Below are 20,039 nucleotides of genomic sequence, written 5' to 3' on the forward strand. Positions count from 1 at the left end.
CCTTAAAGGGACGGACGGAATGAAGCGGAAGCAGTTTTCGGAAGAGCAGATCATCGGCATCCTGAAGGAGGCCGAGGCGGGTGCGGTGGTGACGGAGCTGTGCCGCAAGCACGGGATGTCGAGCGCGACTTACTATGCGTGGAAGGCGAAGTTCGGCGGCCTGGAGGTATCCGACGCAAAGCGCCTGCGGTCGCTCGAAGAGGAGAACGCCCGGCTCAAACGGCTACTGGCGGACACGATGCTGGACAATGCGGGGTTGAAAGACCTGCTGTCAAAAAAGTGGTGACGCCCGCCGCGAAGCGGCAAGCGGTCGCGCATCTCCAGGCGACGTTGGGGATGAGCGAGCGGCGGGCATGCACGGTCGTTGGGGCAGACCGCACGAGCATGCGGTATCGCTCGTGCCGGGCGGATGATGGCGACCTGCGGTCGCGGCTGCGCGAGCTGGCGCAGCAACGCCGACGGTTCGGCTATCGGCGTCTGCACATCCTGCTGCGCCGGGACGGCATCACGATCAACCGCAAGAAGACCCAGCGGCTCTATCGTGAGGAGGGTTTGACGGTCAGGCGCCGGAAGGGACGAAGGCGCGCCACAGGCAGCCGTGCGCCCGCGTCAGTGCTGGCGCTTCCCAACCAGCGCTGGAGTCTGGACTTCGTCCACGACCAGCTCGTGACCGGCCGTCGGTTCCGCGTGCTCAACATCGTCGATGACGTCACGCGCGAATGCCTTCGGGCGGTGGTGGACACGTCGATCTCGGGCCGGCGGGTCGTGCGCGAGCTGGCCGATCTGATCGCCGAGCGTGGCAGGCCGAAGATGATCGTCAGCGACAACGGGACCGAACTGACGTCGAACGCGGTGCTCGCCTGGTCCGGCGATGCCCGCATCGAGTGGCATTACATCGCGCCGGGCAAGCCCACGCAGAACGGGTTCGTCGAGAGCTTTAACGGTCGCATGCGCGACGAGCTGCTCAACGAGACGCTGTTCTTCACCATCGGTCAGGCCCGCTCGATTCTGGCCCGCTGGGTCGACGACTACAACAACGAGCGTCCGCACTCCTCGCTCGGCTACGCCACTCCGGCAGCCTTCGCTGCCGGGCTCGAACAGCAACGGGCGGGGTTAACCCCGCCCGTTGCTTCACCTGCGCTTATGCGCGAAAACCACGGTCGGTCTCTGGTTGCCGCTGGATGAAAGACCGGGGTCACGTCATCACAAATGAGCCGTTTCGCAGAGGAATCCTTACAGGGGAGGAAAGATGGTCCTTCCGCCCGAATGTCGATCGGCTCACGAATTGACTACTTCGTCGGTCCGGCAAGCCCCTCCACCACCGAGCTATGCCCAGCAGTCCCCCTCCCCAAGCGAGCTTGGGGAGGATTGTGGCGATCACGCCGGGTCGGGCAAACTCCCCTCGACCAGCCCACGTCCGGACAGGACCAGCGGCACCCCGATCGTCTCGCGCGCACCGGCGGGGAGCGTCACCTCCAGCGCGTCGCCGGTACGGCGGAAGGACAGCGGGGTCGCATCACCGAACAGTGTCACCCGCGACACCTCGCCGCGTCCGATCGTGTTGCCCGTCGCGAACAGCGTCAGCCGCGCCACGCCGTCCTCGGGCCAGCCGAGCAGCAGCGCATGGAGTTGATCGCCCTTGCGGACATAGCGGATGTCCCTGGCACCATATTTGGACTTTTGCGACTCGCTGAACATGCCGCCGCCGCCCATGCCCGGCCCTTCGCCGAAGACGCGCCAGGGCCGCGAGCCATGGATCGCCCCGCCATAGCCGCCCATCCAGGCGGCGATGCCCTCGACGATCGCTTCTTCCTTTTCGTCGATCGTACCGTCGCCGCGCATCGGCACGTTGAGCAGCAGATTGCCGTTCTTCGACACGACATCGCACAGCGTATGGATCACCGTGGCCGCGCTCTTGTAACCGTCACGCTCATAGAGCGCCCGGTCATAATGCCAGTTGCCGATGCAGGTATCGGTCTGCCACGGATAGGTCTCGATATAGGTCTTGCCGCCGCGCTCCACATCGTCGACCAGCGCCATGCGGCGGTGCGCGGGCGTGGTCTTGGCGGTCAACACGCCCTCCAGCCGCCCGCCATGCCAGCGACGATTGGCGTTATAATAATAGGCTGCCATGTCGAGCCCGGTCTGCTCCAGCGGCAGGTCGATATCGTCGAAATAGAGCAGGTCGGGCTGGTAATTGTCGATCAGCTCGCGACAGCGCCGCGCCCAGCTTTCGACATAGTCGGGGCGGTTGGGCGGACGCCCCTCGGTCCACATGCTGTCGTTGCGCTCGTGAAAGGCCTGTGCCTCGGTCCGGTTGGTAATGCCGTCGGGCATGGGCATGATCGGACCGTTATAGAGAAGCTGCGGGTCCAGCCCCTCCCACCAGGCGCCCCGCCCGTCCGCCGTCCGCCGCCACGCCGCGTCATAGCGCCTGCCCTGCATCGGTCCTTCGGGATCGTAACCATAAGCGGGCTGGTACCAGTGCCAGCTATGCGCGCCGTGGTTCGACACGCCGAAGCGCAGCCCCCGCGCCCGCGCGAGTTTCGCCCAGGTGCCGACGATATCGCGCCTGGGGCCGATCCGGGTGGTGTTCCACGGATGGGAGGAGGCGAAGGTGTCGATATTGTCGTGGTGATTGGCGAGCGCGACGAAATATCTGGCGCCGGCGCGGGTATAGAGATCGAGCAGGTGTTCGGGGTTCCAGCGCTCCGCCTTCCACTGGCCCGCCACGTCGAGAAAACCGACCTTGCTGGGATGGCCGTACTTCCTGACGTGGGCGTTATAAGCACGCGAGCCCTGGATATACATGTCGCGGGCATACCAGTCGCCCTCCTCCGGCACGCATTGCGGTCCCCAATGCGCCCACATCCCGAATTTGGCATCGCGATACCAGTCGGGCGCGCGGTAACCGGCGGACAGCGATGCCCAGTCCGGCGTGAAGGGACGGTCCTGCGCCGTCGCCATGCCGACGGCTCCCGCCGGAGAGGACAGCGCCGTCGACGCGCCCGCCATTCCGACCGCCCCCAACAGATCGCGCCGATTGACCTTCATCCCGCCCTCCCGTCACACCCGCAGCACTGCCGGTCTTGTCGGAGTTAAGCTGTCATTCCGTTCGATACCATGCAAGCGCTTTCATCAGCGATATGGAAAATTCGCCTGTGATATCACCAATGGCCAACCAAAGCCAAAGGATACGACCGGAGATAGAGTTTTGGTTAGTCCAAATTCACGCCTGCAAAGCGGCCAGTGCCTCGTCGCGCACCGGGATCGCGCCGGACCGCATTACCGTCCAGCCCGCCAGCATATGCCCCCGAACCGCTGCCTCCTCCGGCGACGCCCCGTCGAGCCGCGCACCCAGATATCCCGCGTTGAAGGCGTCGCCCGCCCCGCTGGTATCGCGTGGCGACAGGCGCTCGTGCGGGGGAACGACACCGACGCCGCCGAGCAGACAGCCCTCGGCACCAAGCTTCACCACGACTTCCCGCGCACCGAGCCCCTGCCAATGCGCCTGCACCTCCGCCGCCGAGGTCGCGCCGTTCAGCATCGCCTCGTCCTCCAGCGTGGGCAGGCCGATATCGCAGACCGCGATGGCGCGGCGGCAGAGATGCTGCGCCTCCTGCTGGTCGCGGAACAGGCGTGGACGGTAATTGCCGTCGAACGCGACCCGACCACCTCGCGCCCGCACGCGACCGGCCAGCGCGATCAACCGATCGCGTCCCTCGTCATCGAGAATGGCCATCGTGATCAGCGAGAAAAGCAGCAGATCGGCCTGTTCCGCCGCCGCCATCACCGCGTCCGCACCGGGCAGGGACAGGGTCCGCCGCGCTGCGCTCTCACCACGCCAATAGGCGAAGCTGCGCTCGCCATTCGCATCGGTCGCGATGGCGTACAGCCCCGGCATCCGGCTCGGATCACGCTGGATCAGCGAGGTGTCGATCCCCTCGACCGCCCAGTCGCGCAGCAATCCGGCGCTGAACGCATCCTCGCCCAGCGCCGTGACATAGCGCACGTGCCGCCCCATCCGCGCCAGATGGATCGCGGTGTTCAGCGTGTCGCCGCCATGGCTGAGCCGCCACAGATCGCCCTCCGCGCGCGACAACTCGACCATTCCTTCGCCGACGATCACGATCCGCATCGATATTCTCTCCTACAGGCCCATGGCGCCATAGCCGCCCTATAGTGGCAAGGCCAAAATTTGTAACTGGTCAACCAGACCGGGCGATGCTACCGCGAACGCGGAAAAACCAGGGTTCGGGACGGGGATGACGGCGTGTTGATGATCCAGTCTATGCGGTGGTTCGGCCCCGCCGATCCCATCCCCTTGTCCCATATCCGCCAGGCGGGTGCCACGGAAGTCGTGACCGCGCTGCACGAAATTCCCAACGGCATGGTCTGGCCGCGCGAGGCGATCGCGGAGCGGCGCGCGATGATCGAGGCGGCGGGACTCGGCTGGTCGACCGTCGAGAGCCTGCCCGTCCATGACGCGATCAAGCGGGGCGAACTGACCGACGAACTGGTCCGGGCCTATGGCGACAGCCTGCGCAATCTCGCGGCCGAGGGCATCCGCACCGTCACCTATAATTTCATGCCGCTGCTCGACTGGACCCGGACCGATCTGGACTGGCGACTGCCCGACGGCGCGACCGCCTTGCGGTTCGAATGGGCGGCGGTGGCGGCCTATGACATCCATATGCTGCGCCGTCCGGGGGCAGAGGCGGATTATTCGGACCGCGTCCGCGCCGCCGCCGCCCGGCGCTTCGCCACGATGAGCCCGGAAGAGCGCCATAAGCTGGAACGCACGATCATCGCCGGCCTGCCAGGCAGCGAGGAGAGCTTCGACTCGCCCGCCTTCCAGCGCGCGATCGACACCTATGCCGGGATCGATGCCGAGGCGCTGCGCGCCAACCATATCGCCTTCCTGCGCGCGGTCTGCCCGATCGCCGAGGAAGTCGGCATAAAGCTGGTCGTCCATCCCGACGATCCCCCCTTCCCCATTTTCGGCCTGCCCCGCGTCGTCAGCACCGCCGAGGATCTGGACCATCTCTATGCCGCCGTGCCGTCACTGGCGAATGGGTTGTGCTTCTGTACGGGCTCGTTCGGGGCGCGGCCCGATAACGACCTGCCCGCGATGGTCCGCCGCTTTGCCGATCGAATCGACTTTCTCCACCTCCGCTCGGTCGGCTGGGAAGAGGGCGAGCGCAACTTCCATGAGGCCGAGCATCTGGGCGGCCATGCCCGGATGACCGAGGTCATGCGGGCGATCGTCGAAATTTCGCATGTTCAGGGTCGTTCGATCGTGATGCGGCCCGACCATGGCCATCGGATGATGGACGACCTTCATCGCACCTCCAATCCGGGCTATTCGTTGCTGGGCCGGATGCGGGGTATGGCCGAACTGCGCGGGCTGGAGCGAGGAATCGTGCATATGTTGGGTCTTGGCGACACACGGGCGAAGGCCGAACCGGAGTTGACCGCATGACCCGTCCGCTGGCGCTGCACCCCGACCGGCTGTTCCCCGCCGACCCGACGATACGCGGGATCGCCCGCACGCTGTACGCCGAAGTCGCCGTCCTGCCGATCATCAGCCCGCACGGCCATACCGATCCGCGCTGGTTCGCGACCGACGAGCCGTGGCGCGATGCCAGCGACCTGCTGCTCGCGCCCGATCACTATGTCTTCCGCATGCTCTACAGCCAGGGCATCGCGCTGGACGATCTGGGCATTCCCCATCGCGGCGGCCGCCCCTCCACTGATCCGCGCGTCGCGTGGAAGCTGTTCGCGGCGAACTATCACCTGTTCCGGGGCACGCCGTCCCGCATGTGGCTAGACCATGTCTTTGCGGAGGTGTTCGGCTTCGACGTGGCGCTGGAGGCGGCGACCGCCGACCGCTATTTCGACGCGATCGGCGAGGCGCTGGCCACGCCCGCCTTCCGCCCGCGCGCGCTGTTCGAGCGGTTCCGTATCGAATGCCTCGCCACGACCGAGGGCGCCGACGATCCGCTGATCCATCACCAGGCGATCAGGGAGTCGGGCTGGCAGGGCCGCGTCATCACCACCTATCGCCCCGACAGCGTGATCGATGTCGAGCATGAGCAGTTCGCCGGCGCGATGCAGCGTTTCGCCGAGTTGACCGGCGAGGATGTCCATAGCTGGTCGGGCTATCTCGCCGCCCATGCCAAGCGCCGCGCCGCCTTCCGCGCTTTGGGCGCGACCGCGACCGATCATGGCCATCCGACAGCGGCGACCGCGAACCTGTCGACGGTGGAATGCGAGGCGCTGTTCGCGCGCATCGTCGGCGGCGGCTGGACGCCTGCGGACGCCGAACTCTTCCGCGCGCAGATGCTGACCGAGATGGCGAAGATGAGCGTCGCGGACGGCATGACGATGCAGATACACCCCGGATCCTATCGCAACCACAATGCGGGGCTGTTCGCCAGCCATGGTCGCGACAAGGGCGCGGACATGCCGATGCGCACCGATTATGTCCATGCGCTCAAGCCCATGCTCGACGTGGTCGGCAATGAGCGCGACCTGACCATCATCCTCTTCACGCTGGACGAAAGCGTCTATGCGCGCGAACTGGCGCCGCTGGCCGGACATTATCCCTGCCTGAAGCTCGGTCCCGCCTGGTGGTTCCATGACAGCCCGGAAGGGATGCGCCGCTTCCGCGAGATGACGACCGAGACGGCGGGCTTCTACAACACGGTCGGGTTCAACGACGACACCCGCGCCTTCCTGTCGATCCCGGCGCGGCACGACGTCGCGCGGCGGGTCGATTGCGGCTTTCTGGCGCGGCTGGTTGCCGAGCATCGGCTGGAGGAGGACGAGGCGGTCGACCTGGCCCATGCGCTGACCAACGGGCTGGTCCGTTCGGCGTACCGCTTGTGACCCGGCTGAGCGAGGCGACCACCGCCGCCCTGCCCGCCACCGTCGCGCGGCCCGGTTACGACCGGGCGAGCCAGCGGATCGGGATCGTGCATATCGGGCTGGGCGCGTTCCACCGGGCGCATCAGGCGGTCTATACCGACGACGCGATGGCGGCGGGCGACCGTGACTGGGCCATTGCGGCGGCATCGCTCCGTTCGTCGGCGGTCTGCGATGCCCTGGCCCCGCAGGACGGGCTCTATACCGTCACCGAACGGTCGGGCGCGGGCGAGGCCGTTCGCCTGATCGGCGCGATCCGCGAGGTGACGGTCGCGGCCAAGGCGCCCGAGCGGCTGGCGGCATTGCTGGTCTCGGCGGATACGCGCGTCGTGACGCTGACCGTGACCGAGAAGGGCTATTGGCGGCGTCCAGACGGCGCGACCGATCTGGCGGGGATCGTCGCGGACGGGAACAGCATCTACCATTACCTAGCGCGGGCCGTGGTTGCGCGTCGGGCGGCGGGATTGGGACCGCTGACACTGGTGAACTGCGACAATCTGCCCGACAATGGCCGGGTGCTGCGCGCCGGTGTGAGTGCGTTCCTCGACCATCGGGGTCAGGGTGCCGCGCGCGACTGGTTCGAGCGGGACTGGCGCTGCCCCAATACCATGGTCGACAGGATCGTCCCCGCCGTCACCGATGCCGACCGTGCGAAGGTCGAGGCGGCACTGGGGATGCGCGACGAAGCGGCGGTCATCACCGAACCCTATCGCCAATGGGTGATCGAGGACGATTTCGCCGGGGACCGTCCCCGCTGGGACGTGGGCGGCGCGCAGTTCGTCGCCGATGTCGCGCCCTATGAGACCGCGAAGCTGCGTATGCTCAACGGCGCGCATTCGGCGCTGGCCTATCTGGGGCTGGAGCGCGGGCATGAATTCGTCCACCAGGCGGTCGCCGATCCCACCATCCGCCCGGTCGTGAAAGCATTGATGCGCGACGAGGCAGCCACCAGCTTCACCTCCGCCAAAGGCCAGGCACTCGGCCCCTATGCCGATGCTCTGCTAGCCCGTTTCGCCAATACCACGCTGGAACACCGCCTGTCGCAGATCGCCAGCGACGGGTCGCAGAAGGTGGGGCCACGCTGGCTGTCATCGCTGGCGGCGCATGGCGGCGACGCGCCCGCAACGCTGACCGCGCTGGCCGCGTGGCTGCGCTTCATCCGCACGGGTCATGATGCGTCGCCCGATCCTCGCCGGGCGGAACTGGCCGGACTATGGGCCAAAGGCGATGCGGCATCGGTGGTCGATGCGCTGTTCGGGCCGGGCGGCTCGATGGCGAGTCAATGGCAGCCGACCGAGGCGCAGCGTGCGGCCCTCGTCCGCCAGGTCGCCCCATAAATTCCTCCCCTGCAAAGGATTCCTCTGCGAAACGGCTCATTTGTGACCGAGGATCTGGGCGAGGCTTTCGCTGCAGGGATCCGGTACGGGCCTTGGTCAGCTTTGGCTGGCCGGTTTGGAGGGGCAGGATCGCTCCGGCTCAGCCAGCGGCAAGGATGGCGGCGCGTCTGAGATTGTAGATGGTGGCAAAGGCGAGGAAGTCTGCGGCGTTCCGCTCGATCGACAGGCATCTGGTGCGCGCCTTGCCGTAGAGGCGCTTCATGGCGCTGAAGACCGCCTCGACAGGGGCGCGCCGTCTGGCGATGAGGTGGTTGCGCCGGGCCTGCCAGCGCGGCAGCTTTGGCATGTAGCGGTGCCGGCGATGCATGATGCGATCCTTGATCCCGGCCGCCTTCAGGGCCTTGCGACGCGCCTGGCCCTCATAGGCCCGGTCGGCATAGACCGCGCCTTCGTCGCCGCAGACCAGCGCGTCGGCCCGTTCGACATCCTGGACCCTGGCCGAGGTGAAGGCCAGCTTGCGGATCAGGCCCGAGCCCTCGTCCATGCCGATATGGAAGCGGTAGCCGAACACCGGCTTGCCGTCCTTGCGCGTCCAGTCGGCACCCGGCTCCTGGGGGTGCGGATCACCCGGCGCGATCCCGTCCCCGCGCGGGGGCTTGCGGGTCGCCTTGACCACCGAGGCATCGAGGATCGTCCCCCGCCGCCGCCGCCGCGCGAAACCGGCACAGCGTCGTCTCGTCCGGCGTGCCGCCATCCAGCGCAAAGCCGCAGAACCGCCGGAACGACAGCCGGTCGAGCAGCGCCTCCTCCAGCCCGGGGTCCGACGGATCATACAACGCCTGCAGATACAGCGCCTTGACCATCGCCAGCGGCGCATAGGGCGGTCGACCCGTCCGACCCTGCCGCAGCGGCGACACCAGCGGCTCCAGCCGGCTCCAGTCGATCAGCCGCTCGATCCCCGACAGCTTCGCATTCGATCCCAAGCGCGGATCCATCAACGCTTCCACCAGCGATCGCTGCTCGACCATCACCATGCCCTCCTGCCCGCACAGTGAATCACTCAACCATCCTCATTGCCAGACGTTTCGCAGAGGAATCCTGCAAGGGGAGGTGGCAGGCCGTCAGGCCTGACGGAGGGGTGTCGCGCTCTCGATAAGGGGACACCCCTCCACCATGCTGCGCATGGTCCCCCTCCCCAAGCATGGCTTGGGGAGGAATTGGCGGGATTACTGTCCGTCCTTGGGCGCGTCTTCCGCAGGAGCGTCGCCCGGCGTGCGCTCGACGCGGGAGGTCATGCCGGTGGCCGATGCGTCGTCCATCATCTGCTGATCGGCGGTTCGCTCGGGCGGTGGGGGCGGTGCGGCCTCGGCCATGTTGGCGGGGGCGGCGGCGGGTTCCGCCTCATTCTCCGTCGCGGCCATGTTCTCCTCGGGCATCGCCTCTTCGACCCCGGCGTCATTCTCCACCGTGGTGACCGGCTGTTCCTCGGGCTCGGAACGCGAGCAACCGGCCAGCGCGGGCAGCAACAACCCCGCCGCCAGCAACGCCATGGTGCGCTTGTTCGTGATCGTCCTCATAGTCCTGCCTGAGCCCTTTTAGTTCGTGTTGGCCTGCGCACGCTCGGCGGAGCGCGCCTCGATCTTGGTCGCCAGTTGCGCGTCCCAGCCATAGGGGTCCTCGCGGAAGCCCACCTGGCCATCGGCATTGGCGAAGGCGGTCCAGTAGAGCAGATAGACCGCCACCGGCTCCGCCATGGTCGCGCGCACCGTCTTGCCCGACGCCAGCACCGCGTCGACCTGCGCCGGTTGCCATTCGGGCGTGGTCTTCAGCATCAGCGCGGCGAGGTCGGCGGGCTTTTCCAGCCGGACGCAGCCATGGCTGGCCAGCCGGTCGAACTTCGAAAAGCCCGATTGCGCGGGCGTGTCGTGCAGATAGACCGCGAAATCGTTGGGGAAATCGAACTTGAACCGCCCCAGCGCGCTTTTCTCCGACGATTGCTGCAACCGCTTGCTGCCGTCGCCATTGTCGATCACGCGAAAGCCCGCGCGCTTCAGATAGCCGGGATTGGCACGCTCCTTGGGCCACAATTCCTTGTTCGCGATCGAGCTGGGCACGTTCCAGGGCGGGTTCAGCACGATGCTGCGGATCGTCGAGACCAGCATCGGCGTCTCGTTGCCCGGGCGGCCCGTCACCGCCTTCATCGACATGACCGGATTGTCGCCATCGAACACGGTCAGCACGGCGGCGGCGATGTTCACCTGGACGCGCTTGGCTTCCAACTGCTGCGGCAGCCAGCGCCAGCGCTCCATGTTCGCCATGATCTGGCGGATGCGCTGCGACACCGGCACGTTGAGCACGGCGATGGTCTGCGACCCCACGGTGCCGACCGGGTTCAGCCCATAGCGCCGCTGCGCTCGGCGCACCGCCGCCAGCAGATCCTCGTCGAATGTCTCGCCGCTGGTGCTGACCCCGGAATCCTCCATCGCCAGCCGCTTGCGCAGCGCCAGCACCTGCGGCCCGCTCGCCCCGAAATTGATCGTGGTCGCCGGCAACGCGGTCCAGCCGCCCGCCGCCGCCATCGCGCGATAGCGGGCCAGCCCCTTCACCAGCGCGTCATAGCCCGCATAGGGCGGCGGCAGCGAGGCGATCCACGCCGCCAGCCGGTCGCGACGCACCGCATCGGCAAAGCCCGGCAGCGGGTCATAGGCCTGGGGACGGATGCCCCAATCCTTGGTGAAATCGGCGGTATCCAGCCGACCGGCATGAACCGCATGGGCATAATCGAGCGCGACGCGGGTCAGCACGGCTGGCGACAGGCCGGACAGGTCGCGCGGCGGCCCCTGTCGCAGCCCCTGGGACACCTCACTCTGTGCCACCAGGGTGGCGAGTTGGCGAAGCTGTGCGTCGGACAGGGTCGGCACGGCGACGCTGGGCACGGCGGTCTGCGGCAGGGGCTGGACGATGGGGCCGCCCGGCATCTGCGCCTGGGCGGGCGGGCCCGGCAGCATCACCGGCGGCGGCGCGACCTGCGCCATCAGGGGCGTGGCCACCAGCGACCCCGCCGCCAGCGAGCCGAGAAGCCGGGCGATGGAGGGGCCTAAAACGGGGAAATGCGATGCGGTCATGTCGGTATGATAGCCCCTATTCATCGGAATGTCGTCGCAGGAGCGCGCGCTTATAACACGCAATCCTACGCCAAGCTGAACCGATCGCGGGATCGACGGGGAATTTCATGCCCGACCGTTGTGCCAGAGCCGATCGGCATTCAGATATGCTCTTCTTCTCCCTCGCCCCTCGTAGAGGGGAGAGGGTTGCGCAGACTTGGTCTTTGCGCAGCAAAGGCTTAGTCGGAGCTGGGTGAGGGGTGGAGCGCGCAAAGCGCGCGCGAGCCTGCGGCTCGCTCAACCCCTCACCCAAGCTGCGCTAGCCAGCACACTGGCAAGCTCCGCTAACCCTCTCCCCTATCCAGGGGAGAGGGAAGATGGAGTAGCATGAATGTTGATTGGCCCTGGATCGCCATCGTTCGACGAAGCGAGGGAAGGCCCTTCTCATCACACGCTTCCACCGCTTCCGACAACGCTGCCCGGCGTCGTGCTGCGGATCACCAGCTCGGTCGCGATGGTTTCCGCCTCGGGGCGCAGTTCGCCGCCCTCCAGCGCGTCGATCAGCCGCGCCACCGCCCGCGCGCCCATCTCGGCCATCGGCGCGCGGACGGTGGTCAGCCTGAGATAGCGGGCCAGAGGAATATCGTCGAAGCCCGTCACCGCGACCGCGCCGGGCACGTCCACCCCCGCCTCGCGCAATGCCGCCATCACGCCCAGCGCCATCATGTCGTTCGCCGCAACGATGCCGTCACAGGCGATGTCCCGCGCACGCAGTTCCGCGACCGCCGCGCCGCCCGATTCCTCGTGGAAATCGCCCTCGATCACGATCGGCTCGGCCTCGGGGACCAGGCGCGCCATCGCGTCGAGAAAGCCCCTGCGCCGCTCCTCCGCATCGATATTGGCGGGCGGTCCCGAGACATGGACCAGCGCGCGCCGCCCCTGCGCCACCAGATGCGCGACGCTCGCCGCGATCCCGGCGGCATTGTCGATGCGCAGTGCGGCACGGGCCGCGCCGGGCGACGAATTGACCAGCATGGCGGGCATGTCGGGCGGCAACGCCTCGTCCAGCGCTTGGGTGTCCAATTGCGGGGCCATGACGATCATTCCGTCGACCCGTCCCCGCATCGACCGCACCGCCTGTGCCGCCAGCACGGCATCGGCGTGCATGTTGGACAGGAGCAGGTGATAGCCCCGCGCCGTCACTTCCCGGTCCATGCCGCGCACGATCTCCGAGAAGAATTCGCCGTGCAGGTCGGGCAGGACGACACCGATCGCATGGCTGCGCGACAAGGACAGGCTTCGCGCGCCGGCATGGGGGACATAGCCGAGCGACTGCGCCACCGCCATGATCCGCGCCCGCGTCTCCGGATGGACGCTGACATGCCCGTTCATCACGCGCGAGACCGACGCGACGGAGACCGCCGCTTCGCGTGCCACATCGCGGATCGTGGCCGATCCCTGCCTCACACCCCACCCCTTTCCCGGACATGACCGGGTCGATCCGGCTGGGCCCAACGCGGCTTGTGCGAGGGGCCCAGCCTGTGTAACCGGTTACAAAAGGCTGTCACTGCAAAAGTCCATGCGACCGGTGAAGCGCAGGACGTTCGCCCGATCGTGGCATGTTAGGAGAGAGATTGTCCATGTCCGACATTCGAATTTCGCGCCGTGCGGCGCTGCTGGGCGCAGGCGCGGTGGCGGCATGGGCGGCCAGCCCGGCCCGTGCGCTGCTGGCGCGGGGCGACGGCACCACCCTGTCCCCGGCGATCGAGGCGATTCTGGCGAAGATGACGCTGGAGGAGAAGGCCGGTCAGTTGCAGCTCAATGCCGCGGCCTGGGGCGGCGGGATCGCCACCGCGCTCAATCCGCCCTCCAACGGCCCCAGCTTCGAGGGGCAGATTGCCGATGCGGTCGCGGGCAAGCTGACCGGCGTTTTCAACGGCAATGGCGCGGAGATGGCGCGGCGGATGCAGGGCGCGGTGATGCGCGATTCGCGCCTGAAGATCCCGCTGATCTTCGCCGCCGATGTGATCCACGGCCATCGCACCATCTTCCCGGTGCCGGTGGCGGAAGCCGCCAGCTTCGAGCCCAATCTCGCCATGCGGACCGCGCGAATGGCGGCGTTCGAGGCGGCGGCGGCGGGCATCGACTGGACCTTCTGTCCGATGGTTGACATCGCGCGCGACCAGCGCTGGGGCCGTACCGTGGAGGGCGCGGGGGAAGACGTGCTGCTCGGCAATCTGTTCGCCGCCGCGCGGGTGAAGGGTTTCCAGGGCGAGGATCTGTCCGCCGACGATGCGGTCATGGCCTGCATCAAGCATATCGCCGCTTACGGCGCGGGCGAGAGCGGGTTGGACTATAATATCGTCGACCTGTCCGAACGGACTCTGCGCGAAGTCTATCTGCCGCCCTACAAGGCCGGGTTCGAGGCGGGCGCGATGAGCGGCATGGCCTCGTTCAACGAGATCGACGGCATCCCCTCGACAGCCAATCCCTGGCTGATGAAGCAGTTGCTGCGCGACGAGTGGAAGTTCCCCGGCATCGTCGTGTCCGACTATACCGGCGATGAAGAGATGATCGCGGCGGGCTTCGCCAAGGACGGCAAGGATGCGGCGCGCCTCGCCTTTCTGGCGGGCGTCGACATGAGCATGCAGTCCAACCTCTATGCCGAGCACCTCCCCGCCCTGGTGCGCGAGGGGGCCGTGCCGCAGGAGGTGCTCGATCGCTCGGTACGGCGGGTGCTGGCGGTCAAGCAGATGCTCGGCCTGTTCGACGATCCCTTCCGCCGGATCGATCGCAAGCGCGAAAAGGCGCGCTCGCGGACCAAGGCCGCGATCGCCCTGTCGCGCGAGGCGGCGCAGAAGGCGATGGTGCTGCTCAAGAATGACGGCGACCTGCTGCCGCTCGACAAGAGCCGCCGGATCGCGCTGATCGGCCCCTTCGCCAGCGGGCAGCACGACCTGAACGGGCCCTGGGTGGTCTATGGCGACAACAACCAGGCGATCGACCTGGCCACTGGCCTGCGCGACGCGGGCGCGCGGAACGTCACCGTCACGCCGGGCTCGGGCGTCGAGCAGCCGCTGCCCGGCGGGATCGAGGCGGCGATCGCGGCGGCGCTGGCTGCGGACGTGGTCGTGCTGGCGATCGGCGAGAGCGAGAGCATGTCGGGCGAGGCGCAGTCGCGCACCTCCATCACCGTCCCCGCGCCACAAATGGAACTGGCCGAGGCGGTGGCGAAGACCGGCAAGCCGGTGGTTGTCCTGCTGAAGAACGGACGGGGCCTCGCGCTGGAGGGGGCGGTGCGCGACGCGCCCGCGATCCTCATCACCTGGTTCCTGGGGTCCGAGACCGGCCATGCCATCGCCGACATCCTGTTCGGCGCGGTCGGCCCCTCGGGCCGCCTGCCGCTGAGCTTTCCGCACGAAAGCGGGCAGGAGCCCTATTATTACGCGCACAAGGCGACGGGCCGCCCCGCGCCCGAGGGCCCGCGCGTCCCCTACAAGACGCAGTGGCGGACCGCGCCCAATGCCGCGCTCTATCCCTTCGGGCACGGCCTGACCTATGGCGCGGTCCGCTATGGGGCGGCGGAGGTGCCCGCGACCCTGGCATGGGACGAGCGGATCACCATATCGGCGACCGTGACCAACACCGGCAAGCGTGCCTGCGAGGAGCTGGTCCAGCTCTATATCCGCGACCGCGTCGCCAGCATCACCCGCCCGGTCCGTGAACTGAAAGCGTTCCGCAAGGTTGCGCTCGCCCCCGGTCAGAGCGAGAAGGTCAGTTTCACCCTGACCCGCGCGCAACTGGAATTTCTGGGCAGGGACCTTCGCCCCACGGTCGAGCCGGGCCTGTTCGACGCCTGGATCGCACCATCGGCCCAGGCCGAGGGCGCGCATGGCACGTTCGAGCTGACAGCATAGCTTGCCAGTAAAGGTCGACATTCATGCCATTCCTCCCCTGGCAGGGGAGGTGACAGGCCGTCAGGCCTGACGGAGGGGTGTCACCCTCTCGATAGCACGACACCCCTCCCCTGAAGGGGAGGGGCTCGGCTCGGATCACTCTATTGCATCCTCTTTGCCGGACCGAATCAATCGTCGGGAAAGCCCCCGAATCCGCTCATAGCGCGGGGGGAAGCCAGGCGGGCTCGAACTGGGGTTGCCGGGGCGACAGCGGCGACAGGCGACGCAGCGCGCCCAGGTCGAGGAGCCGGACCCGGTGCCCCGACCGCGCGACCAGCCCCTCCACTTCCAGCGCGCGGATCGTCCGGTTCACATGCACGGCGGTCAGCCCCAACAGGTCGCCGATGATCTCCTGCGTCAGCGGCATAACGAAGCCATCCTCCTGCACAGCGCCGATCGGGGTCAGCCGGGCGTGGAGATCGAGCAGCAGCCGCGCCAGTTGCTCGCGCGCCGACGCCTTGCCGGTGACGGCCAGCGCATCCATCAGCGCCAGCCGCTCCATCTGCACCGCCATGGTGAACACCGCCGCCAGACGCGGCAGGTCATGACAGAGCCGGCCCAGCCGCTCATAGGGCACGAACGCCGTCACCGCCTCCGTGATCGCGGTCAGGGTATCCGCCGCCTGGGGCAGGACCATGCTGGGCGTCGCCAACATGTCCCCGGGCAGATGCACCTTCTGCACCAGCCGGTTGCCGCTGCGCAGCAGGATCGAGGAACTAACCCAGCCCTTGTTCAGCATGTGGATGCCGCGAACGCTGTCGCCTTCGCGCTGGAACGTCTCGCCGCGCCGCCGGACGACCTCGTCATCACCGAGCGCGAGAAGGGCCTGTTCCTCCCGCGCGGTCAGGGCGGCGAAGGCGCGGAAACGGTGGATCGGGTACGCTATGCCGGTTTCCTTTCGTGTCACTCGCGCGGTCGCGAAAGGACGAATCACACGACCGCAAGCGTAACGATAGCCGCCCCGCCGCCGGTCGTCCTGCGTCTACATCAAGCTCAGGGCGGTAAATCGTCATCGGGCCCGACGCTACCCTGCGCCCGGAAACGGTACCGCTCTGGTGACGGACACGGCCCCCACTATGCCGATGCTATGCGAAAGCCGGAAATCCGTCTCGAAATGCTATGCCGGGCTCGATAGCTGGAGGGCCGCAACGAGGATTGTGGCATGGCGGCTTGGCATCGAACGCGGCGCGCGGATGGGGCGCTGCGGGGCGGCGGACTGGTCTTGTGGGGAATCGCCTATGCGGCGATCACGCATCTCTATGCCGAGCACCCCTCGCCTGTGTCACCGGGCGCGACGGCGTTGGCGCTGGCGGCGATCGGCTTTCTGGGCGCCAGCATCGGCAGCGCCCTGGTGATGCTCGGGCGGCACGTGTTCGACGAGGTGGAGGTCAGCAGCCGCTGGCGGATGCGATCCACCGCCACCCCGCCGGGAGGTATCGATCGCGACTGACCGTTCGTTACGGGCCGGTGTCCTCCGAACGCCCGGCATCTTTTTACGCAACTGTAACGACGGCATGAGCCTTTCCCGGCGATTGCGTCGTTCAGTGCCCCATGACTGCCGCCATGCCATGGCCCCGCCATCCGGGGCGCCGTTCCGTCGTGCCCAGGCTCGACGGGGCACAGCCATGTCGCCTGGGCCCGACGGCTTCGGCCCTGTCCCCTGCCCTGCCCACTCCTGCCCCGATACGCCATTTGGGTCCGGCGGGCGAATGCGATAGGCAGCGCCCAGGAGATTGAAATGCGACGATTAATCAACCGGGTGAGGCGATTGCGGCAGGCCGATGATCAGGTCTCGTCACGGGTCCGCGCCGTGCTGGTCGAGTCGCTCTATGCCTCGCCGCGCTCGCTGATCATCGGCGCGCTGACCAGCAGTGCGATCGCCGCCGTTGTCGCCATCGCCAGCGGGGACGACTGGCTGATGGCCTGCGCACTCGGCATCGCGCTGGTGGGGCTGGTCCGCATCGTCGACACTTTATGGACCCGCCGCACCGCGACCGTCCGCCAGCAGGAGCGCGGCTATCGGCTCGGCGCGCTCAGCTATGCCGCGCTGCTGGGCCTCTTCGGGCTGCTGACGCTGACCCGGACCGAGGACGGCACGCTGCATCTCCTGTCGGTCACCACCGCGATCGGTTATGCGGCGGGGATTGCGGGGCGCAATGCCGGGCGGCCGCTGATCGCCCTGTCGCAGTTGTGCTGCGCCTCGCTGCCGCTCGCCCTCGGGCTGCTCATGCCGCTGGAGCCGCTCAAGGCGCTGATGGCGGCGGTGATCCTGTTGTTCGTCGTCGCGATGATGGACATCACGCAACAGACCTATGCCGCGATCCTGCGCGCGACCGTCGCGTCGCAGGAAAAGGCCGCGCTGGCGGAGCATCACGCGCGGATGGCGCGTCGCGACGACCTGACCGGCGTGGCCAACCGCACCGCCTTTCGCGAGCATTTCGAGGAAAGGCTGCGTACCCTGTCCACCAACGGGGAAAAGCTGGCGCTGCTCTGGCTGGATCTCGACCGGTTCAAGGAGGTGAACGATTCCTTCGGCCATCTGGCGGGCAATGCCCTGCTGGTCCAGATCGCCCGGCGGCTCAACGCGCATTTCGGCGAGGCCGGGCTCGTCGCCCGACTGGGCGGGGACGAGTTCGCGGTTCTGTGCCATATCTCCCATGCCGAGGCGGCGGGCGGCATCGGCGCGACCATCCTCGACCTGGTCCGCGAACCGGTGGCGTTCAGCGGCCATGTCCTGCGCACCTCCGCGTCGATCGGCGTCGCCATCGCGCCCGAAGATGGCGGAGACGCCGACACGCTGCTGAAGAATGCCGATCTGGCGCTCTACCGCGCGAAGGAGAATGGGCGGGGCCGCTTCTTCCTCTACGAACCCGTGATGGACGAGAAGATCGAGCGCCGCCGCCAACTGGCCGCCGCGATGGACGGCGCACTGGAACGGGGGGAGTTCCATCTGCTCTTCCAGCCGATCTTCCGCCTGACCCAGGCCAGCATCACCTCGTGCGAGACGCTGCTGCGATGGCACAGCCCGCAATTCGGGCCGGTATCGCCCGGCGAGTTCATCCCCATCGCCGAGGAGAACGGGCTGATCGTCCCGATCGGCGACTGGGTGCTGCGCCAGGCATGCATGACGGCCAGCGCCTGGCCATCCGAGGTCACCGTCGCGGTCAACCTGTCGCCCGTGCAACTGCGCACGCCCGATCTGGCCGAAGCGGTGAAGGCGGCGCTGGCGGCGAGCGGCCTGCCGCCGCAGCGGCTGACCCTGGAGGTCACGGAGACGGTGCTGCTCGACGATGTCGGACGCTCGATCGACGCGCTGACCGCACTCAACCGCATCCATGTCTGCACCACGCTGGACGATTTCGGGACCGGCTATTCCTCGCTCAGCTATCTGACCCAGTTCCCGTTCCAGACGCTGAAGATCGATCGGTCCTTCGTCATCGATCTGGAGCACAACCCCGCCTCGGTGGCGATCGTGCAGACCATCGTCGAGCTCGCCGCCAAGCTGGGGATGCGGACGGTGGCCGAGGGGGTGGAGACGTCCGCACAACTCGAACAGCTACGGCGGACGCGGTGCGACGCGGTACAGGGCTTTCTGCTCGCCAAGCCGATGACGGCGGATCGGCTGTCCGCCTTGTTCGCCGGACTGGGGCTGGAGGAAGATGGCCCCGGAGAGGCGATCGCGATCCCCGGGGCCGGTTGATCAGGCGTCGGCCTTTTCGCGCAGACGGGTCTGTGCGGCGACCAGCCGCTCCATCCGTTTCAGATCCCCCTCGGTCAGTCGCAACGCGGCATCGGCCCAGAGGTCGACCACCGCCTCCAATTCCTCCAGCGGCAGCGGATTGACCGCGCGAGACGCCTCATAGATGGCGCAATGCGCGCTGTGCCGCCGATGATTCTGGCGGATATAGTCGGCGACCATGCGCCGCCCCTCGCCCGGCTCGGCCAGGTTGTGGACCAGGCCCATGTCGTACAGTTCCTCCGCGCTGTAGGTCCGGCCGCTCATGATCATCCGCTCCGCGCGCGCCGCGCCCAGCCGCCGCGACAGGAAGCAATGCGCCCCCATGCCGGGGAAGAGACCGAACAGCGTCTCGGGCAGGCCGAAGCTGGTGCCCCGCTCGGCGATGACGACATGGAAGGACAACAGCGCCTCGAACCCGCCGCCCAGCGCGTCGCCCTCGACCAGGCCGATGGTGATGATCGGCCGCTCCAGCCCGCGCATGTTGCGATGGAGGATCTGCACACAGGTCCGCCCATAACGGACCAGCATCGCGTGATCGCGGTCGCGGATCGCCTGTGCGAACAGGTTCAGGTCGCCGCCCAGCGAGAAGACGCCGGGAAAGCCGGAGCCCAGCACAACATAGCGGATGGGCATGTCCCCGCCATCGGCGGCCGTGACGATCGCCTCCTGCCAACGGACGAAATCGCGCAACAGGTCCGGGTTGAAACTGGGCCGCGTCCGGGCCCGCATATCGGTCCACAACGTCCGGGTATCGGGATCGTAGCGGGTATCAAGCTGTTCGAGGCGAAACGATGCCGCGATCCCCTCATCCCCGGCACGCGACGGGTGGCTTTCGACGGGGCGCGGGCCACGAATGTCCGTCGCCATCTTGGAATCATAAGCGGTCATGGGTTTTACTCTCGACATGCAGCACCATGCTGCCCATCGAAGATAGGCCGGCGACCTGCCGAGACGTCGGTCAAAGCGACGTATTTGG

16 protein-coding genes are annotated in these 20,039 nt (G+C 67.5%); 7 read left to right on the plus strand and 9 right to left on the minus strand.

Annotation, left to right across the window (positions count from 1 at the left end):
* Positions 1-19 precede the first annotated feature (19 nt).
* A protein-coding gene (locus QE379_RS18135) for an IS3 family transposase (protein ID WP_373461696.1) occupies positions 20-1,185 on the plus strand; the annotation gives its coding sequence in 2 pieces (ribosomal slippage) (positions 20-281 and positions 281-1,185; 1,167 coding nt in all).
* Between the two features lie 192 nt (positions 1,186-1,377).
* On the opposite strand, the gene QE379_RS18140 is transcribed toward QE379_RS18135, so the two are convergent.
* Positions 1,378-3,054 (minus strand): alpha-L-fucosidase, encoded by a 1,677-nt coding sequence (locus QE379_RS18140; RefSeq protein ID WP_307002623.1) that lies wholly within the window; start codon positions 3,052-3,054, stop codon positions 1,378-1,380.
* Positions 3,055-3,229: 175 nt separating this feature from the next.
* Positions 3,230-4,138 (minus strand): sugar kinase, encoded by a 909-nt coding sequence (locus tag QE379_RS18145; RefSeq protein ID WP_307002624.1) that lies wholly within the window; start codon positions 4,136-4,138, stop codon positions 3,230-3,232.
* A 141-nt stretch (positions 4,139-4,279) separates the two neighbouring features.
* Here QE379_RS18145 and uxuA point away from each other — a divergent pair, with 141 nt between their 5' ends.
* From uxuA to QE379_RS18160, 3 genes are read left to right on the plus strand one after another with little or no spacing between them, the layout of a single operon-like run.
* Positions 4,280-5,482: a mannonate dehydratase gene (gene uxuA, locus QE379_RS18150; protein WP_307002625.1), complete on the plus strand. Its 1,203-nt coding sequence runs from the start codon at positions 4,280-4,282 to the stop codon at positions 5,480-5,482.
* The gene (gene uxaC / locus QE379_RS18155) at positions 5,479-6,891 is read left to right on the plus strand and encodes a glucuronate isomerase (RefSeq protein ID WP_307002627.1); all 1,413 of its coding nucleotides are present in this window, start codon (positions 5,479-5,481) and stop codon (positions 6,889-6,891) included. Before uxuA ends, uxaC begins: the two co-directional genes overlap by 4 nt.
* The gene (locus QE379_RS18160; protein ID WP_307002629.1) at positions 6,888-8,264 is read left to right on the plus strand and encodes a mannitol dehydrogenase family protein; all 1,377 of its coding nucleotides are present in this window, start codon (positions 6,888-6,890) and stop codon (positions 8,262-8,264) included. Before uxaC ends, QE379_RS18160 begins: the two co-directional genes overlap by 4 nt.
* A gap of 139 nt (positions 8,265-8,403) precedes the next feature.
* Here QE379_RS18160 and QE379_RS18165 read toward each other — a convergent pair whose 3' ends face one another.
* The 5 genes from QE379_RS18165 to QE379_RS18185 all read right to left on the minus strand — a co-directional run bounded on the left by QE379_RS18165 (position 8,404) and on the right by QE379_RS18185 (position 12,835).
* The gene (locus tag QE379_RS18165) at positions 8,404-8,940 is read right to left on the minus strand and encodes a transposase (RefSeq protein WP_307002631.1); all 537 of its coding nucleotides are present in this window, start codon (positions 8,938-8,940) and stop codon (positions 8,404-8,406) included.
* Positions 8,888-9,328: a transposase gene (locus QE379_RS18170; RefSeq protein WP_307002633.1), complete on the minus strand. Its 441-nt coding sequence runs from the start codon at positions 9,326-9,328 to the stop codon at positions 8,888-8,890. The genes QE379_RS18165 and QE379_RS18170 overlap by 53 nt, the downstream gene beginning before the upstream one ends.
* A gap of 162 nt (positions 9,329-9,490) precedes the next feature.
* On the minus strand, positions 9,491-9,841 hold the full coding sequence (locus QE379_RS18175; protein WP_307002635.1) for a hypothetical protein: 351 nt from the start codon (positions 9,839-9,841) through the stop codon (positions 9,491-9,493).
* 18 nt (positions 9,842-9,859) lie between these two features.
* On the minus strand, positions 9,860-11,389 hold the full coding sequence (locus QE379_RS18180; RefSeq protein ID WP_307002637.1) for a murein L,D-transpeptidase: 1,530 nt from the start codon (positions 11,387-11,389) through the stop codon (positions 9,860-9,862).
* A 426-nt stretch (positions 11,390-11,815) separates the two neighbouring features.
* Complete coding sequence (locus tag QE379_RS18185; protein ID WP_307002640.1) at positions 11,816-12,835, minus strand: LacI family DNA-binding transcriptional regulator; 1,020 nt, start codon at positions 12,833-12,835, stop codon at positions 11,816-11,818.
* A gap of 173 nt (positions 12,836-13,008) precedes the next feature.
* Here QE379_RS18185 and QE379_RS18190 point away from each other — a divergent pair, with 173 nt between their 5' ends.
* Positions 13,009-15,285: a glycoside hydrolase family 3 N-terminal domain-containing protein gene (locus tag QE379_RS18190; protein ID WP_307002642.1), complete on the plus strand. Its 2,277-nt coding sequence runs from the start codon at positions 13,009-13,011 to the stop codon at positions 15,283-15,285.
* 196 nt (positions 15,286-15,481) lie between these two features.
* On the opposite strand, the gene QE379_RS18195 is transcribed toward QE379_RS18190, so the two are convergent.
* A complete protein-coding gene (locus QE379_RS18195; protein WP_307002644.1) occupies positions 15,482-16,231 on the minus strand; it encodes a Crp/Fnr family transcriptional regulator in 750 nt (249 codons plus the stop codon).
* A gap of 255 nt (positions 16,232-16,486) precedes the next feature.
* Between QE379_RS18195 and QE379_RS18200 the strand changes: the two genes are divergently transcribed.
* Both QE379_RS18200 and QE379_RS18205 read left to right on the plus strand, forming a co-directional pair.
* Positions 16,487-16,774, plus strand: a complete 288-nt coding sequence (locus tag QE379_RS18200) for a hypothetical protein (RefSeq protein WP_307002646.1) — start codon at positions 16,487-16,489, stop codon at positions 16,772-16,774.
* 288 nt (positions 16,775-17,062) lie between these two features.
* Positions 17,063-19,024 (plus strand): bifunctional diguanylate cyclase/phosphodiesterase, encoded by a 1,962-nt coding sequence (locus QE379_RS18205; protein WP_307002648.1) that lies wholly within the window; start codon positions 17,063-17,065, stop codon positions 19,022-19,024.
* Here the strand turns inward: QE379_RS18205 and QE379_RS18210 are convergent, their stop codons facing one another.
* Complete coding sequence (locus QE379_RS18210; protein ID WP_307002650.1) at positions 19,025-19,951, minus strand: crotonase/enoyl-CoA hydratase family protein; 927 nt, start codon at positions 19,949-19,951, stop codon at positions 19,025-19,027. It lies immediately after the preceding gene.
* Between the last annotated feature and the right edge of the window lie 88 nt (positions 19,952-20,039).

It is taken from the genome of Sphingomonas sp. SORGH_AS_0879 (assembly GCF_030819175.1).
Taxonomy (GTDB): Bacteria; Pseudomonadota; Alphaproteobacteria; order Sphingomonadales; family Sphingomonadaceae; genus Sphingomonas.